The organism is Hydrogenophaga aromaticivorans (genome assembly GCF_013387465.1).
GTDB lineage: Bacteria > Pseudomonadota > Gammaproteobacteria > Burkholderiales > Burkholderiaceae_C > Hydrogenophaga > Hydrogenophaga aromaticivorans.
Map to the genome: position 1 here is coordinate 147,875 of NZ_VYGV01000004.1, position 17,778 is coordinate 165,652.

The following is a 17,778-nucleotide window of genomic DNA, read 5'->3' on the forward strand; positions in this document are numbered from 1 at the left end:
TCATTTCCACGGCCGGTGGTAGGCGCCCAAGGTGTGTTGCTGACCTTCCGCGACCTGGTCGAGCGAGGCCATCCAGGCGCTCTTGGGCGTGTAGTGCTGGGGCTGGGCGACGCAGCTGTCGATGGCTTCGCGCCAGACCTTCGTGACCTGGGCCACGTAGGCCGGGCTGCGCTGGCGACCTTCGATCTTGATCGCGCGCACGCCCATTTGCAACAGCTGCGGCAACAGAGAGAGCGTGTTGAGGCTGGTGGGCTCTTCGATCGCGTAGTAGCTGGTGTCGTCTTCCACATCAAAGCGGCCCTTGCACAGCGTGGGGTAGCCCGCGCTCTCGCCGGCGGCGTAGCGGTCGATCAGCACGCCGTTCAGGCGCGACTCCAGGCCCTTCGGTGTTTCCTGCCAGCGCACCGCTTTGGCCGGCGAACACACGCCGTGCGTGTTGGGCGATTCGCCCGTGACGTAGGACGAAAGCGCGCAGCGTCCTTCAACCATCACGCACAGGCTGCCGAAGCCGAACACCTCGATCTCCACCGGCGTCTTCTGCACCACCTGGCGCACCTGGTCGAGCGAGAGCACGCGCGGCAGCACGGCGCGCGAAATGCCGAACTCGCGGTGGTAGAGGTTGATCGCTTCAGGGTTGGTGGCCGAACCCTGCACCGAGAGGTGCAGCCGCAGCCGCGGGTGGCGCTGCGTGGCGTAGCGCATGAGGCCGGGGTCGGCCAGGATCACCGCGTCCACACCCAGGTTCACCGCCTTGTCCATCGCCTCGCGCCAGCGCTCCGGCTGCGCGGCCTGGGGGTAGGTGTTGAGCGCCATGAACACCTGGCAGCCACGCGCATGCGCGTAGGCCACGCCGGTCGCGATGGCCGCGTCGTCGAAGTTCAGGCCGGCGAAGTTGCGTGCGTTGGTGGCGTCGCGCAGGCCCAGGTAGACGCAGTTGGCGCCGTGGTCCACCGCGGCCTTGAGCGCGGGCAGGCTGCCGGCCGGGCAGACCAGGTCCAGGGTGTGGGGGTTGTCTAACGTTCGGTCGGTGGCCATGGAAGCTTGCGTGGAAGGTGCGGCACGGCGGAGATGCCGTTGCCAGGCGGGCGCGAAGGTATCAGCGGCCCGGAGCCCGGGCGTTGACCTGGGTCAATGGGTTCATGGCTTGATCTGACGCAAACGGATCGGCTCAGGAACGCGTGCACCCGCCCAACCAAGGACACCGCCGGGCCGGCTTTGCCGGACGGCTGGTGTCGCCCCCTGGGGGGTGGCGCGAAGCGACGCGGGGTGGGCCAAATCAAGCGCAGCCGCAAGCCGATCCGCACCCGGTCTGCACCTGGACCTCGAACTGCGGGAACAGCACGTTGTTCTCCAGGTGGATGTGGTTGATCAGGTCGTCGGACAGCTGCGCGATGCCGGCGTACAGCGCGCGCCAGGTGTTGCAGGCGCCGCGCGGCGGGTTGGCGTCGTCGGTGAGGGCCATCAGGCGTTCGAGCTGTGCGCCGTGACCGGTGTGTTCGTCGCGCATCACGTGGATCGGCCCCAGAGCCTGCGCGCCACCGCCGCTCTTGAACAGCGGGAACAGGATCTGTTCCTCCTTGTCCATGTGGTCCAGCAGCTCGGCTTCCATGGTCTCCAGGTGTTCGGCCAGTCCGGCCGGCACATCCGGGTTTTCGCGGTGCACCGCCTCCACGCGACGGGCCATGCGGATCAGCTCGGGCAGCTGCTCGCGGTGCACGGCGTGGTAACGCGCGAGGATGTGATCGACCAGCGCTTCGGGCGACTCGGTCGCTGGCAGCTCGCTCGGGCGCTCCAGTTCCGCGAGTTCGGCGAGCACCGCGTCCAGTGGCAAGCCCTTGCTGGCACAGGCCTGCTGCAGCGGCACCTGGCCACCGCAGCAGAAGTCGAGCTTGAGGCGGCGGAAGACCGCGGTGGAGCCGGGCAGATCGACGGCGATCTGACCGATGGCCTGCTGGGCGCGGTCGGCGGTGGGGATGGCAACGGTGGCGGCGTGGTTCATGGGGTTTCCTTAAATATTCACACTGAATTCATGTATTAAAAGATAAAATTCATTCGAGGTGAATATTTCCTCAGAACGACACGGGGTATCCGGAAGAACGATGCCCCCGCCTCCAGGAGATCCCGGCATGCGACTGACCCACTGGAGCGACTACAGCTTGCGGGTGCTGATGTACTGCGCCGCCTGTGCGCAGCGCGAAAAGCCCGCCACCATCAGCGAGATCGCAGAGGCCCACGGCATCTCGCGCAGCCACCTGACCAAGATCGTGATGACGCTCTCGGGTCTGGGGCTGCTGGAGACCACGCGCGGTCGCGGCGGCGGCCTGCGCCTGCTCAGGCCGGCGCACGAAACCGTGCTGGGCACCGTGATCCGCCAGACCGAGACCGACTTCACGCTGGTCGAGTGTTTCGACAACGACCACAACACCTGCCGGCTCAACGGCTATTGCCGCCTCAAGGGCGCGCTGCAGCAGGCGATGGACAGCTACCTCGCGGTGCTCGACGGCCTGACGCTGGCCGATCTGCTGGAACCCATGCCAACACCGGTGGCCGGCGCGCGCAAGGTCGTGCACCTGAAGCACATCCCGGGTCTGCCCGATCTGTAGGAGCGCCTTGGCGGCCTCTCCCTTGGCGTCTCCGTCTGCCAGCCACAGCGCTCATCGACCTCGGCGCCCTGCGGAAAAAAGTGGGTGACGCTGTCGATCTGGCGCGTTACCGTTCGTCGTGGTACTGGCGGCACCCACCCAAAGGAGAAATCACGATGCGATTCATCATCACAGCACAGGCAGGCACGGACGACACGAAAACAGACCCGCCAACGGGTTTCGACGAAAAGCTCTTCACGGCCTACATGCAGTTCAACGAAGCGATGCACCAGGCCGGCATCCTGGTGGCGTCCGAGGGATTGAACCCTGCCGCACGGGGCGCACGTGTCGCGGTTTCCCAGGGACGGCGGCACCTCGTCGATGGCCCTTTCGCCGAATCGAAGGAACTCGTTGGCGGCTTCTACATCATCGATGTGAAGTCGCTTGAAGAAGCCATCGGGTGGGCGCTGCGCGCGCCCTCCGGATGGGGCTCAGACGACGTGCTGGAGATTCGCCAGCTGACCGGGCCAGGTGACATTCCGCCCGAGATCCTCGAGCTCATCAGATCCGCCGCGCCGACCTGGAGCGCATCGGTCTGGCAGGCGAGAGCGTAGGCCGCCGGGCTGGCCTGGTGCCCATGCGCCAGACCCTCGCGCAGAGCCTGCGTCAGGCGCACCGCGTCAATAACGTGGCACAACGAAGGTGCTTTTCACCTGAACCGGCTCGTGCACGCCGGCCGTGTCGGGTTCGATCTGGAATACCACCGGCAGCGTCTCACCGCCGTGGCGCTGGGCCCATTCCAGCGGCAGCACCAGCCGCACCGGCATGCTGGCGGTGCTGGTCGCGCCCACCGACAGCCCGGCGGCCGTGTCCAGCCGCAGGCCCTCCTGGCCTGAGACCCGCACGATGTAGCCCTGAGGCTGCTCCAGGCTGTTGGTGATCTGCAGCTGGTAGGTGTTCTCGACGTCGCCGTTGCCGGTCTGGCGTGCCAGTGCGCCGCGGTCGCGGCTGACGGCCACGCCGTAGTCGGTGCGGTGGCCCACGCTCCAGATGAAGGCACTGCCCAGCGCCAGCAGCAGCGCCGCGTAGATCAGCACCCGCGGTCGCCAGATCCGCCGCAGCATGTGCGCGGGCGTCCAGCCCTGCTCGATGCCGTTGCCCGAGGAGTAGCGGATCAGGCCGGGTGCGTAGCCCATCTTGTCCATCACCTCGTCGCAGACGTCGATGCAGGCCGCGCAGGCGATGCATTCGTTCTGCAGGCCGTTGCGGATGTCGATGCCGGTCGGGCAGACCTGCACACACAGCGTGCAGTCGATGCAGTCGCCCAGGCCCAGCGCCTTGGGGTCGGCCTTGCGCGAGCGCGCACCGCGGTTCTCGCCCCGCTTCGTGTCGTAGGCGATGACCATCGAATCCATGTCGATCAGCGCGCTCTGGAAGCGCGCGTAGGGACACATGTATTTGCAGACCTGCTCGCGCATGAAGCCGGCGTTGCCGTAGGTGGCGAAGCCGTAGAAGAAGACCCAGAACGTGGCCCAGGGTGTGAGCGTCAGCGCCAGGGTCTGTTCGGCCAGGCTGTGGATGGGGATGAAATAGCCGACGAAGCTGAAACCGGTGAACAGGGCGATGGCGATCCAGGCCGCCTGCTTGCCCGTCTTGCGCAGCAGCTTCTCCAGCCCCCAGGGCCGCGCGTCCAGCCGCAGGCGCGCGCTGCGGTCGCCTTCGATGCGCCGCTCGACCCAGAGGAAGATCTCGGTGTAGACCGTCTGAGGGCAGGCGTAGCCACACCAGACACGGCCGGCGATGGCGGTGACGAAGAACAAGCCCAACGCCGACAGCACCAGCAGCGCCGCAAGGTAGATGAAATCCTGCGGCTGCAGCACCAGCCCGAACACATAGAAGTGCCGCTCTTCCAGATCAAACAGCACCGCCTGCCGGTCGTTCCAGCGCAGCCAGGGCAGGCCGTAGAACACGATCTGGGTCAGCCAGACCATCACCCAGCGCCAGCGCGCAAAGCGTCCGCTCACCGAGCGCGGGTAGATCTTCTGCTGCTGGTCCAGCAAGGGAAAGAACACCGGCTGGGCCGCCGGTTCGGGTGGATTTGACATGGCATCGATGGCACGAAAAGATGCATTTTAAGTGCATATTAATTTCATGATCGGGCGCCGTGCAAACCCTTGCCCGCGCCGGGGTCTCCGGCCCCGGGCGTGCAACTTGCTGGTATCGGGGTCGGTACAAAGCCGCTAACCTATGGCCATGGCATCCACCGTTTCGCTCTCGATCAAGCTGATCCGCATCGGCGCCGGCCTGCTGGTCATCGCGCTGGCCTCGATCGGCCTCACGCTGTGGGTGACCTGGCAGCTCGAAGGTGGCGCGGCGGCGGTGAACGAGGCCGGGCGCATGCGCATGCAGACCTGGCGCCTCAACAGCTCGGTGGCGGCCCAGCTGCCGGCCAGCGACATCAACGCCCTGGTGGCGCAGTTCGATCAAAGCCTGGGCCTGCTGCGCAGCGGCGACCCGAGCCGCCCGCTGTTCGTGCCCTGGAACGACGAGGTGAGCCGGCAGTTCGTCATGGTGGAAGCGCTCTGGCAGAACCAGCGCCCGCTGTGGCTGGGCGAGGTGCCGCCCGATGCCGCTCGCTCGCTGCAGGCCGCGGGCGAGTTCGTCGACGCGATCGACGGCTTCGTGCTGGTGATCGAGAAACAGCTCTCGGGCTACACCGCCATCCTCAACCTGTTCCAGTTCGTGATGATGGCGCTGGCCATCGGCAGCGCGGTGATCATGCTCTACACCGGCTACCTCTACGTGATCAACCCGCTGGCGCACCTGCGCAGGGTGCTGGCGCGGGTCGAGGCGGGCGAGTTCGGCACCCGCATCGACGTCGACACGCAGGACGAATTTGGCCAGGTGGCCGCCGGTTTCAACCGCATGGCCAGCACCCTGCAGTCGCTTTACGAAGGGCTGGAGGCCAAGGTGCAGGCCAAGACGCAGCGCATCGAGGCGCAGCGCGCCCGGCTGGAAGCGCTGTACGAGGTGAGTGCCTTTCTCGCGCAGTCCAATACCATCGAGGAACTCTCGCGCGGCTTTTCGCAGCGCGTGCGCCAGGTCATGAAGGCCGACGCGGTGGCGGTGCGCTGGTCCGACGAAGCCAACCAGCGTTACCTGATGCTGGCCTCCGACTGTTTCCCGCAGGAGATGCAGGAGGAAGAGCGCAGCCTGCTGGCCGGCGCCTGCGCCTGTGGCAACCTGCAGCCCGACGCCCGCACGCGCGTCATCCCCATCCACACCCACGACGCAGCGCCCATGCGGCATTGCGCGCGCGCGGGCTATGAAAGCCTGGTGAGCGTGCCGGTGCGCCTGCAGCAGCGGCTGATCGGCGAGATCGACCTGTTCTTCCGCAGCGACGTGCAGCTCAACGCCGACGAGACAGAGCTGCTCGACGCGCTCGCCAGCCACCTGGCCAGCGCGCTGGAAGGCCTGCGCGCGGCGGCGCTGGAGCGCGAGGCCGCGGTGGGCGAAGAGCGTGCCCTGCTGGCGCGCGAGCTGCACGATTCGATCGCCCAGTCGCTCGCGTTCCTGAAGATCCAGACCGGCCTGCTGCGCAGCGCGGTGCAGAAGCAGCAGCCGGACAAGGTGAGTTCCACACTGGACGAGCTCGATGCCGGTCTGAAGGAGAGCATCAACGACGTGCGCGAACTGCTGGTGCACTTCCGCACCCGCACCAACACCGACGACATCGAGGCCGCGCTGCAGGAAACGCTGCAGAAGTTCCAGCACCAGACCGGCCTGCCCACGCGCCTGCAGCTCGAAGGGCAGGGCCTGCCACTGCCGGCCGACGTGCAGGTGCAGGTGCTGCACGTGCTGCAGGAAGCGCTGTCCAACGTGCGCAAGCACGCGGGCGCCAGCCACGTCAGCCTCGATGTGCACAAGGCCGCGCGCTGGCGCTTTGCCGTGCGCGACAATGGCGCCGGCTTCGACACCGCCCAGCAGCGCAGCGAGAACCACGTCGGCATGAAGATCATGCGCGAGCGCGCCGAACGCATCGGCGCCAGCGTGGAACTGGTGTCCAGCCCCGGCCAGGGCACCACGGTGACCCTGACCCTGCCCCCGTACCCGGTGAGCGGCCGTGGCATTGGCACGCTGGGCCTGAACCTGCAAGAACTGTCCGAGACCCTGCCCGCCCCATGACCCATGCACCCGCGCCCCGCATCCAGCTGCTGCTGGTCGACGACCACAACCTCTTTCGCCGCGGCTTGCGGGCCCTGCTGTCGCAGGACGAGCGCTTCGAGGTGGTCTGCGAGGCGGGCGACATCGGCGAGGCCTTGCGCTGCCTGGCGCAGGCGCCCAGACCCGATGTCATCCTGCTCGACAACCACCTGCCCGGTGTGCGCGGGGTGGACGCCATTCCCGCGCTGAAAGACGCCGCGCCGGGCGCGCGCATCCTGATGCTCACCGTGAGCGAAAACGAAGACGACCTGGCCGCCGCCCTGCGCGCCGGCGCCGACGGCTACCTGCTCAAGACGGTGGAGTCCGACCACCTGGGCGACACCATCGTCAAGGTGCTCGACGGTGAATCCGTGATCAGCCCAGAGATGCTGACCAAGCTGGTCTCGGTGTTCCGTGCCCGACCAGCCGAAAGCGCGCCGGCCCCCCTGGAACCGGCCAGCGGCCCATCGCCCGACCTGCTCTCGCCGCGCGAGCGCGAGATCCTGCTGCTGATCGCGCGAGGCGACAGCAACAAACTGATCGCGCGCGCGCTCGACATCGCCGAGACCACGGTGAAGATCCACGTGCAGCACATCCTGCGCAAGCTGGGTCTGAGCTCGCGCGTGCAGGCTGCGGTCTATGCGACCGCGCATGGGCTGGCCTGAAATCCACTTGATCCACATCAAGTCGGTGTGATTCCGGCCCTGGGGTAGTTCTTCCGGACGATGGCCGCTGTGGCGACCATCGTCCTTCTGCTGCGTGCCGGGCACCCTCCGGCGGATGTTCGGCGCGGGGGAAAAAACGGACAGTCATGCCATGTCTCTGGAGAAAGAACATGGCCTCTGAACTTCGAAATCAACGGAAAGCCTGGTCGGTGCTGATCGTCAGCACCCTGGCTTTCACCGTCTGCTTCATGGTGTGGATGATGTTTGGCGTCATCGGCATCCCGATCAAGAAAGCGCTCGACCTCAATTCCACGCAGTTCGGCCTGCTGATGGCCACGCCGGTGCTGACCGGCTCGCTGGTGCGCGTGCCGCTGGGCATCTGGACCGACCGCTACGGCGGCCGCATCGTGATGGCCATCCTGATGGCGCTCACCGTGCCCGCGATCTGGATGATGAGCTACGCCACCGCCTACTGGCACTTCCTCACCATCGGCCTCTTCGTCGGCCTGGCCGGCGGCTCGTTCTCGGTCGGCACGCCCTATGTGGCTCGCTGGTTTCCGAAAAACCGCCAGGGCATGGCGATGGGCGTGTACGGCGCGGGCAACTCGGGTGCCGCGGTCAACAAATTCGTCGCCCCGGTGCTGCTGGTGGCCTTCGGCTGGACCATGGTGCCGCAGGTCTACGCGGCCATCATGCTGGGCACGGTGATCCTGTTCTGGCTCTTCAGCCACAGCGACCCCTCGCACCTGGTGCCGAGCAACGTGACCTTCAAGGACCAGCTCAAGGCGCTGAAGGACCCCAAGGTCATCAAGTACTGCCAGTACTACAGCATCGTGTTCGGTGGCTACGTGGCCCTGAGCCTGTGGATGGTGCAGTACTACGTCGGCGAGTTCGGCCTCGACATCCGCGTCGCCGCCCTGCTGGCCGCGGCGTTCTCGCTGCCCGGCGGCGTGCTGCGCGCCATCGGCGGCATCCTGTCGGACAAGTTCGGCGCCCACAAGGTCACCTGGTGGGTGATGTGGGTCAGCTGGATCTGCCTGTTCCTGCTGAGCTACCCGCAGACCGATTTCACCATCATGACGGTCAACGGTCCGCAGTCCTTCCACATCGGCCTGAACGTCTACACCTTCACCGGCCTGATGTTCATCCTCGGCATTTCCTGGGCCTTCGGCAAGGCCAGCGTCTTCAAGTACATCAGCGACGACTACCCGAAGAACATCGGCGCCATCAGCGGCATCGTCGGCCTGGCCGGCGGCATGGGCGGCTTCGTGTTGCCGATCATGTTCGGCGCGCTGATGGACCTGACCGGCATTCGCTCCAGCGCCTTCATGCTGATGTACGGCGTGGTCTGGGTCTCGCTGATCTGGATGTACTGGACCGAAGTGCGCAAGACCCCCGTCATGGGCACGGAGGCCAAATCCTTTTCCCTTCAGAACTGACCCCTGCGGTCGGCACACACCACCATGAACACCAAAGCAAACCTGTCTGCTTCGGGCGCCGCTGCCGGCGACCACGGGGCCGACATCGCCGACTGGCGGCCCGAGGACGAGCGTTTCTGGGAAACCAGAGGCAAAAAAATCGCCTACCGCAACCTCTGGATCTCGGTGCCCGCGCTGCTCTGCGGCTTCGCGGTCTGGGGCATGTGGGGCATCATCACCGTGCAGATGCTCAACCTGGGCTTTCCCTTCACCCAGGCCGAACTCTTCACGCTGACCGCCATCTCGGGCATCGCCGGCGCCACCATGCGCATCCCGGCCTCCTTCCTGGTGCGCCTGGCCGGTGGCCGCAACACCATCTTCCTCACCACCGCCATGCTGCTGGCCCCGGCCATTGGCACCGGCGTGGCGCTGCAGCATCCCGAGTGGCCGCTGTGGGTGTTCCAGCTGCTGGCGCTGTGGTCGGGCGTGGGCGGTGGCAATTTCGCCAGCTCCATGTCCAACATCAGCACCTTCTTTCCGAAGCGGCTGCAGGGCACGGCGCTGGGCCTGAACGCGGGCCTGGGCAACTTCGGCGTGACGACGATGCAGATCGTGATTCCGCTGGTGATGACGCTGCCGTTGCTGGGCGCCTTCGGTGGTGAGCCCATGACACTGGTGAAAGACAGCGGCTGGATCTTCGGCAAGATCGCCGCCGGCACGCCCACCTGGATCCAGAACGCCGGCTTTGCCTGGGTGATCTCGCTGATTCCCCTGTCGATCCTGGCCTGGTTCGGCATGAACAACCTGAAGACGGTGTCGCCCGATGCCGGCAATCCGATCGCCGCGTTCGCCAAGGTCACCTACCTCTACACCCTGGCCTTCATCCCGGCCATCTTCATGCTCTATCTGTACCTGCCGGCCCCCACCGGCCTGGGCATCTTGAACATGTGGGTGGCGATCCCGCTGGACATCATCCTGGCGCTGCTGATGATGAAGCTGGCGGCCTTCGGCCCCATGAAAGAGGGCGTGAGCAAGCAGTTCGCGATCTTCCGCAACAAACACACCTGGTCGCTCACCGCGCTCTACATCGTCACCTTCGGCTCCTTCATCGGCTTCTCGATGGTGCTGCCGCTCGCCATCACGGTGATCTTCGGCTTCCAGCACGTGGCCGATGCGGCCGGTGTCATGACGCACACGCTGAAAAACCCGAACGCGCCCTCGGCCCTGACCTACGCCTGGATCGGCCCCTTCGTCGGTGCCGCCGTGCGCCCCCTCGGCGGCTGGATCTCCGACAAGGTCGGAGGCTCCATCGTCACCCAGGTCATCTCGGCCGTGATGGTGTTCGCTTCCGGCGCGGTGGGTTACGTGATGATGATGGCCTACGGCTCGGCCACACCCGAGCAGTACTTCCCCGCCTTCATCGGCCTGTTCATCGTGCTGTTCTTTGCCAGCGGCATCGGCAACGGTTCGACCTTCCGCACCATCGGCGTCATCTTCGACCGCCAGCAGGCCGGCCCCGTACTGGGCTGGACCTCGGCCGTCGCCGCCTACGGCGCCTTCATCGCCCCGGTGGTGATCGGCGCGCAGATCAAGGCCGGCACGCCGCAGTTCGCGATGTACGGCTTCGCCATCTTCTACGCCGTCTGCCTGGTCTTGAACTGGTGGTTCTACCTGCGTGCTGGCGCTGAGATCAAGAACCCATGAAGACACTTCTGGGCAGCTTTTGTTCGGGCCTCAGGCCGGCGTGGCGCTCCGCTTCGTCCGTGTCCCCCGCCCACTGCGTGGGCTCCTCCTTTACCTACCGAAGCGGAGCGCCACACCGTCCCGAGTCTGCAAACGATGTTGGCGCACAAAGGCGCTCATTCATTGCGCACCAACCACGCAGACAGCCGAGGGCAGTGGGGTGCACGGTTCCGGGAGGTAAAGGAGGAGCCCGCAGGGCGGGGGACACGGACGGAACCGTGTGCCCCGCTGCCCTCGGCCTCCACAAAAGCAGGCACGCAAAAGCAGCCCAAAAGCCCTGCCCAAAAAACCAAACAGCAAGCTGCCAATGACCCCAACAACACACACCAACCGGAGCGCCACATGAGCCACTTTCTGGACCGATTGACCCACTTCACCCTGCCCAAGGAAGCCTTCTCGGGCAACCACGGCCTGACCACCAACGAAGACCGCACCTGGGAAGACAGCTACCGCAACCGCTGGGCGCACGACAAGATCGTGCGCAGCACCCACGGCGTGAACTGCACCGGCAGCTGCTCTTGGAAGATCTACGTCAAGGGCGGCATCGTCACCTGGGAAACCCAGCAGACCGACTACCCGCGCACGCGCTGGGACATGCCCAACCACGAGCCACGCGGCTGCGCACGCGGCGCCTCGTACAGCTGGTACCTGTATTCCGCCAACCGTGTGAAGTACCCCATGGTGCGCGGCCGCCTGCTCGAACGCTGGCGCGCGGCGCTCAAGGTGAGCAAGAGCCCGGTGGACGCCTGGGCGCTGATCCAGCAGGACGCCAACGCCCGGCGCGACTACCAGCAGGTGCGCGGCATGGGTGGCTTCGTGCGCAGCACCTGGGACGAGGTCAACCAGCTGATCGCTGCGGCCAACGTCTACACCATCAAACAGCACGGCGCCGACCGCATCATCGGCTTCTCGCCGATCCCCGCCATGTCCATGGTGAGCTACGCCGCCGGCTCGCGTTACCTGTCGCTCATTGGCGGCGTCTGCATGAGCTTCTACGACTGGTACTGCGATTTGCCGCCCGCCAGCCCGCAGGTCTGGGGTGAGCAGACCGATGTGCCCGAGTCGGCCGACTGGTACAACAGCTCGTTCATCATCGCCTGGGGCAGCAACGTGCCCCAGACCCGAACGCCCGACGCCCACTTCTTCACCGAGGTGCGCTACAAGGGCGCGAAGACCGTGGCGGTCACGCCCGACTATTCCGAGGTCGCCAAGCTCTCCGACCTGTGGCTGCACCCCAAGCAGGGCACCGACGCCGCGCTCGCCATGGCCATGGGCCACGTGGCACTGAAAGAGTTCTATTTCCCCGACGGCGGCAAGGCCCGGTCCAGCTATTTCGACGACTACGCCCGCCGCTACACCGACCTGCCGCTGCTGGTGATGCTGAAGGAACACACCCTGCCCGACGGCACGGTGACCATGGTGCCCGACCGCTACCTGCGCGCCAGCGACTTCAACGGCAAGATGGGCCAGAAGAGCAACCCCGAGTGGAAGACCGTGGCCTTCGACACCGACGGCAAAGCGGTGTTGCCCAACGGATCCATCGGCTTCCGCTGGGGTGAGCCCGGCCGCGAAGACGAAGGCAAGTGGAACCTGGAGTCCAAAGAGGCGCGCGGCAACAGCGATGTGAAGCTCAAGCTGTCGGTGATCGAAGACGGCGAACAGGACCACCAGGTGGTGGACGTGGGCTTCCCGTATTTCGGTGGCAACGCCACGCCCCACTTCACCGCCAACGCACAGAACGGCGAGATCAACCACGCCAAGGTACCGGCCGTTCGCCTGCGCCTGGGCAAGGCCGGTGAAGAACGTTACGCGATGGTCGCCACCGTGTTCGACCTGCAGGTCGCGCAGTACGGCATCGACCGCGGTCTGGGCAGTGGCGCCAAAGACTTCAACGACAACGCCGCCTACACCCCGGCCTGGCAGGAAAGCATCACCGGTGTGCCACGCGACCAGGTCATCACCGTGGCGCGACAGTTCGCCGACAACGCCGACAAGACACACGGTAAATCCATGGTGATCATCGGCGCGGCCATGAACCACTGGTACCACGCCGACATGAACTACCGCGGCGTCATCAACCTCTTGATGATGTGTGGCTGCATCGGTCAGAGCGGTGGCGGCTGGGCGCACTACGTGGGCCAGGAAAAGCTGCGCCCGCAAACCGGCTGGGTGCCGCTGGCCTTTGCCACCGACTGGGTGCGCCCACCGCGCCAGATGAACAGCACCAGCTTCTTCTACGCCCACACCGACCAGTGGCGCTACGAGAAGCTCGGTATGGACGAGATCGTTTCGCCCACGCTGAGCGCTGCCGACAAGGCCGCCTTCAGCGGCAGCATGATCGACTTCAACGTGCGCGCCGAGCGCATGGGCTGGTTGCCCAGCGCACCGCAGCTCAAGACGAATCCGATGCAGGTCGTGCGTGACGCCCAGGCCGCCGGCCTGGACGCCAAGGACTACGTGGTCCAGGCGCTGAAAGACGGCACGCTGGAGATGAGCTGCGAAGACCCGGACGCGCCGCAGAACTGGCCGCGCAACATGTTCGTGTGGCGCTCCAACCTGCTGGGCTCCAGCGGCAAGGGCCACGAGTATTTCTGCAAGCACCTGTTGGGCACCGAAAACGGCGTGCAGGGCAAGGACCTCGGCAAGGACGACGCCAAGCCGGCCGAAGTGACGTGGCACCCGAACGCGCCGCAAGGCAAGCTGGACCTGCTGGTCACGCTCGACTTCCGCATGAGCACGACCTGCCTGTACTCCGACATTGTGCTGCCGACCGCCAGCTGGTACGAGAAGAACGACCTCAACACCAGCGACATGCACCCCTTCATCCACCCGCTGTCGGCGGCGGTGGACCCGGTGTGGCAGGCGCGGTCGGACTGGGAAATCTACAAGGGCTTTGCCAAGACCTTCAGCGAGGTCTGCGTGGGCCACCTGGGCGTGGAAAAAGAGGTGGTGCTCACGCCCATCATGCACGACACCCCCGGGGAAATGGCGCAGGCCTTTGAGGTCAAGGAATGGAAGAAGGGCCATTGCGAACTGATCCCCGGCAAGACCGCGCCGCAGATCGCCGTGGTCGAGCGCGACTACCCCAACACCTTCAAGCGCTTCACGGCCCTGGGGCCACTGCTCGACAAGCTGGGCAACGGTGGCAAGGGCATCGGCTGGAAGACCGGCACCGAGGTCGAGCAGCTCGGCCAGCTCAACGGCAAGACGCTGGACGAGGGCGTGTCGCAGGGCATGCCAAAGATCGTTACCGACATCGACGCCTGCGAGGTGATCCTGCAGCTCGCGCCCGAGACCAACGGCCACGTGGCGGTGAAGGCCTGGGAAGCGCTGGGCAAGCAGACCGGGCGTGACCACACCCACCTGGCGATCTACCGCGAAGACGAGAAGATCCGCTTCCGCGACATCCAGGCACAGCCGCGCAAGATCATCAGCTCGCCCACCTGGAGCGGTATCGAGAGCGAGACGGTGAGCTACAACGCCGGCTACACCAACGTGCACGAATACATTCCATGGCGCACCCTCACCGGTCGCCAGCAGTTCTACCAGGACCACCCCTGGATGATCGCCTTCGGTGAAGGCCTGGCCAGCTACCGGCCGCCGGTGGACCTGAAGACCACCGAGGGCATCCACAACATCAAACCCAACGGCCACAAAGAGATCCAGCTCAACTTCATCACGCCGCACCAGAAGTGGGGGATTCACTCCACCTACAGCGACAACCTGATGATGCTCACGCTGAACCGCGGCGGCACCGTGATCTGGCTCAGCGAAGACGACGCCAAGAGCGCCGGCATCGTGGACAACGACTGGGTCGAGCTGTTCAACATCAACGGCGCCGTGGCGGCCCGCGCGGTGGTGAGCCAGCGCGTCAACCCCGGCATGGTGATGATGTACCACTCGCAGGAAAAGATCATCAACACCCCCGGGTCGGAGATCACCGGCGTGCGCGGCGGCATCCACAACTCGGTGACCCGCATCGTGCTCAAGCCCACCCACATGATCGGCGGCTACGCGCAGCTCAGCTACGGCTTCAACTACTACGGAACCATCGGCACCAACCGCGACGAGTTCGTGGTGGTGCGCAAGATGGACAAGGTCGACTGGCTCGACACACCGGCGGACGACCACCTGGTCCGCGCCTACCAGTCGCAGGGTGAAAACCCCTGAGCCCACTGCCCTTCATTCGGAGTCAAACATGAAAATACGCGCTCAAATCGGCATGGTGCTCAACCTGGACAAGTGCATCGGCTGCCACACCTGTTCGGTCACCTGCAAGAACGTCTGGACCAGCCGGCCCGGGGTGGAATACGCCTGGTTCAACAACGTCGAGACCAAGCCCGGCATCGGCTACCCCAAGGAGTGGGAAAACCAGGACAAGTGGAACGGGGGCTGGGTCCGCAAGGCGGACGGTTCCATCGTCCCCAAGCAGGGTGGCAAGTGGTCGCTGCTGATGAAGATCTTCAGCAACCCCAACCTGCCGCAGATCGACGACTACTACGAGCCCTTCACCTTCGACTACGACCACCTGCAGTCGGCGCCGGAGATGAAGCACGCGCCCACAGCCCGGCCGCGTTCGCTGATCACCGGCAAGCGCATGGAGAAGATCGAGTGGGGCCCGAACTGGGAAGAGATCCTGGGCGGCGAGTTCAGCAAGCGCAGCAAAGACGCGAACATGGACGGTTTCGAGCAGGCCCAGAAAGACATGATGGGTCAGTTCGAGAACACCTTCATGATGTACCTGCCGCGCCTGTGCGAGCACTGCCTGAACCCGGCGTGTGTGGCTTCGTGCCCCTCGGGCTCGATCTACAAGCGCGAGGAAGACGGCATCGTGCTGATCGACCAGGACAAGTGCCGCGGCTGGCGCATGTGCGTCAGCGGCTGCCCCTACAAGAAGATCTACTACAACTGGAAAAGCGGCAAGGCCGAGAAGTGCATCTTCTGCTACCCGCGCATCGAAGCCGGCCAGCCCACGGTGTGCTCCGAGACCTGCGTCGGGCGCATCCGTTACCTCGGCGTGCTGCTGTACGACGCCGACCGCATCGCTGAGGCCGCGAGCACGCCCAACGAGATCGATCTCTACCAGGCCCAGCTCGACCTGTTCCTCGATCCGAACGACCCCCAGGTGATAGCGCAGGCGCGCATCGACGGCATCCCCGACGCCTGGATGGCCGCGGCCCGCCAGAGCCCGGTCTACAAGATGGCGGTGGAGTGGAAGGTGGCCCTGCCGCTGCACCCCGAGTACCGCACGCTGCCCATGGTCTGGTACGTGCCACCGCTCTCGCCCATCACCGCCTCGGCCAACGCCGGCATGCTGAGCCAGAACGGCGAGATCCCGGACGTGTCGCAGCTGCGCATTCCGGTCAAGTACCTGGCCAACCTGCTGACCGCCGGCGACACCGGCCCGGTGGTGCGCGCGCTCGAACGCATGCTGGCCATGCGCTCCTACCAGCGCACCAAACACGTGGACGGCCTGGTCAATCAGGACGTGCTCGACCAGGTCGGCCTCACCGCCCGCGAGGTGGAAGAGATGTACCGGTACATGGCGATCGCCAACTACGAAGACCGCTTCGTGATCCCGACCACGCACCGCGAATACGCCGAAAACACGTTCAACGTGAAGGGCGGTTGTGGCTTCAGTTTCGGCAACGGCTGCTCCGAAGGCGAGACCGAAACCAGCCTGTTTGGCAGCGAGAAGAAGCGCACCATCCCCATCAAGCTGGAGGCATGAGGTCATGAGCCTGTTTTCTTCATCCCCTCCCCAGGCCCGCCTGACGCTGCGCGTGCTGGCGCACCTGTTGCGCTACCCCGACGCGGCGTTCCGCGCCCACACCGCCGAATTGCAGCAGGCGCTGCGCACCGAAGCGGCCTTGCCGACCGCCCGGCTGGCCGAACTCGACGCGCTGCTCAGGCACCTGGCCACCCAGCCGGCGCTGGACATCGAGTCCGAGTACGTCGAGCTGTTCGACCGCGGCCGCCGCACCGCGCTGCACCTGTTCGAACACGTGCACGGCGACTCGCGCGACCGCGGCCCGGCCATGGTGGACCTGATCCAGACCTACGAAAAAGCCGGGCTGTACCTGGGCCCCGACGAGCTGCCCGACTATTTGCCGGTGGTGCTGGAATTCGCCTCCACCCAGCCGCCCCAGCAGGCGCGTGAATTCATGGGCGAGATCGCGCACATCGTGCGTGTGATCTTCAGCGCGCTGGCCGGTCGCCAGAGCCCCTACGCCAGCGTGCTGGCGGCGGTGCTGGAGCTGGCGGGCGAGAAGGCCGAAGCCGTGGCTGTTGCACCCGAGCCCGAGATGGACGAGAGCTGGGCGGAGCCCGAGGTGTTCGGCGGCTGCTCGACCGAGGGCCAGGCCAAACCGAACCAGCCGCAGCCCATCCACATCGTCAGAAAAGCACCCCATCCTTCTTCAGGAGAGCCGGCATGAACACGCTGCACAACTTCTTCTTCAACGTCTACCCCTACATCTGCTTGTCGGTGTTCCTCATGGGCAGCCTGGCGCGCTTCGACCGCGACCAGTACACCTGGAAAAGCGATTCGTCCCAGCTGCTGCGCAAGGGCCAGCTCAGGTGGGGCAGCAATCTGTTCCACATCGGCATCCTGTTCCTGTTCTTCGGCCACGCCGTGGGCTTGCTCACGCCGCACTTCTTCTATGAAGGCATCATGGATGCGTCGGTCAAGCAGCGCCTGGCCATCTACGCGGGCGGTACCGCTGGCGTGCTATGTTTCGTGGGGCTGACCCTGCTGCTGCACCGCCGCATCTTTGACGACCGCATCCGCCTCACCAGCCACCGCACCGACATCGGCATCCTGGTCATCCTGTGGGTGCAGCTGGTGCTGGGGCTGATCACGCTGCCCTATTCGTATTCGCACGCCGATGGCAGCGCCATGCTGGTGCTGGCCGAGTGGGCGCAGCGCATCGTCACCTTCCGCCCCGACGCGGCCGCCCTGGTGACCATGGACTGGCCCTACAAGGTGCACCTGGTGCTGGGCATGACGATCTTTCTGCTCTTTCCCTTCTCGCGTCTGGTGCACGTGTGGAGCGGCTTCGGTACGCTGGCCTATGTGGTTCGCCCCTACCAGGTGGTGCGCAGCCGCAAGCTGGGCCTGACGCCGAACGACCCCCGCCAGCCGTGAGCGCTTCCACCATGAACCAG

The 17,778-nt window shown here is 65.6% G+C and carries 13 protein-coding genes; 10 read left to right on the forward strand and 3 right to left on the reverse strand.

The features are described from left to right. Together ubiU and ytfE are read right to left on the reverse strand one after the other, a co-directional pair. Entirely contained in the window at positions 1 to 1,035 is a 1,035-nt protein-coding gene (gene ubiU / locus F3K02_RS03685) for a ubiquinone anaerobic biosynthesis protein UbiU (protein WP_177133444.1), read from the reverse strand. Positions 1,036 to 1,276: 241 nt separating this feature from the next. Continuing rightward, positions 1,277 to 1,999: an iron-sulfur cluster repair protein YtfE gene (gene ytfE / locus F3K02_RS03690; RefSeq protein WP_177133446.1), complete on the reverse strand. Its 723-nt coding sequence runs from the start codon at positions 1,997 to 1,999 to the stop codon at positions 1,277 to 1,279. 127 nt (positions 2,000 to 2,126) lie between these two features. Between ytfE and F3K02_RS03695 the strand changes: the two genes are divergently transcribed. Both F3K02_RS03695 and F3K02_RS03700 read left to right on the forward strand, forming a co-directional pair. Then, positions 2,127 to 2,603 (forward strand): Rrf2 family transcriptional regulator, encoded by a 477-nt coding sequence (locus tag F3K02_RS03695; RefSeq protein WP_177133448.1) that lies wholly within the window; start codon positions 2,127 to 2,129, stop codon positions 2,601 to 2,603. 155 nt (positions 2,604 to 2,758) lie between these two features. Further along, positions 2,759 to 3,196 carry a YciI family protein gene (locus F3K02_RS03700; protein WP_177133450.1) on the forward strand — a complete coding sequence of 146 codons (438 nt, stop codon included), beginning with the start codon at positions 2,759 to 2,761 and terminating at the stop codon, positions 3,194 to 3,196. Positions 3,197 to 3,262: 66 nt separating this feature from the next. On the opposite strand, the gene ccoG is transcribed toward F3K02_RS03700, so the two are convergent. Then, positions 3,263 to 4,687 (reverse strand): cytochrome c oxidase accessory protein CcoG, encoded by a 1,425-nt coding sequence (gene ccoG, locus F3K02_RS03705; RefSeq protein ID WP_177133452.1) that lies wholly within the window; start codon positions 4,685 to 4,687, stop codon positions 3,263 to 3,265. Between the two features lie 148 nt (positions 4,688 to 4,835). On the opposite strand from ccoG, the gene F3K02_RS03710 reads away from it, so the two are divergent. The 8 genes from F3K02_RS03710 to narI all read left to right on the forward strand — a co-directional run bounded on the left by F3K02_RS03710 (position 4,836) and on the right by narI (position 17,758). After that, a complete protein-coding gene (locus F3K02_RS03710; RefSeq protein ID WP_177133454.1) occupies positions 4,836 to 6,767 on the forward strand; it encodes a type IV pili methyl-accepting chemotaxis transducer N-terminal domain-containing protein in 1,932 nt (643 codons plus the stop codon). Then, positions 6,764 to 7,450 carry a response regulator gene (locus F3K02_RS03715; protein ID WP_177133456.1) on the forward strand — a complete coding sequence of 229 codons (687 nt, stop codon included), beginning with the start codon at positions 6,764 to 6,766 and terminating at the stop codon, positions 7,448 to 7,450. The genes F3K02_RS03710 and F3K02_RS03715 overlap by 4 nt, the downstream gene beginning before the upstream one ends. A gap of 170 nt (positions 7,451 to 7,620) precedes the next feature. Beyond that, positions 7,621 to 8,889, forward strand: a complete 1,269-nt coding sequence (locus F3K02_RS03720; protein WP_177133458.1) for an MFS transporter — start codon at positions 7,621 to 7,623, stop codon at positions 8,887 to 8,889. 24 nt (positions 8,890 to 8,913) lie between these two features. After that, positions 8,914 to 10,572, forward strand: a complete 1,659-nt coding sequence (locus F3K02_RS03725) for an MFS transporter (RefSeq protein WP_177133460.1) — start codon at positions 8,914 to 8,916, stop codon at positions 10,570 to 10,572. A 381-nt stretch (positions 10,573 to 10,953) separates the two neighbouring features. After that, complete coding sequence (locus tag F3K02_RS03730) at positions 10,954 to 14,781, forward strand: nitrate reductase subunit alpha (RefSeq protein WP_177133462.1); 3,828 nt, start codon at positions 10,954 to 10,956, stop codon at positions 14,779 to 14,781. 28 nt (positions 14,782 to 14,809) lie between these two features. Then, on the forward strand, positions 14,810 to 16,342 hold the full coding sequence (gene narH, locus F3K02_RS03735; RefSeq protein WP_177133464.1) for a nitrate reductase subunit beta: 1,533 nt from the start codon (positions 14,810 to 14,812) through the stop codon (positions 16,340 to 16,342). A gap of 4 nt (positions 16,343 to 16,346) precedes the next feature. Further along, positions 16,347 to 17,048: a nitrate reductase molybdenum cofactor assembly chaperone gene (narJ, locus tag F3K02_RS03740; protein WP_177133466.1), complete on the forward strand. Its 702-nt coding sequence runs from the start codon at positions 16,347 to 16,349 to the stop codon at positions 17,046 to 17,048. Continuing rightward, a complete protein-coding gene (narI, locus tag F3K02_RS03745) occupies positions 17,045 to 17,758 on the forward strand; it encodes a respiratory nitrate reductase subunit gamma (protein ID WP_177133468.1) in 714 nt (237 codons plus the stop codon). The genes narJ and narI overlap by 4 nt, the downstream gene beginning before the upstream one ends. The last annotated feature ends 20 nt before the right edge of the window (positions 17,759 to 17,778 follow it).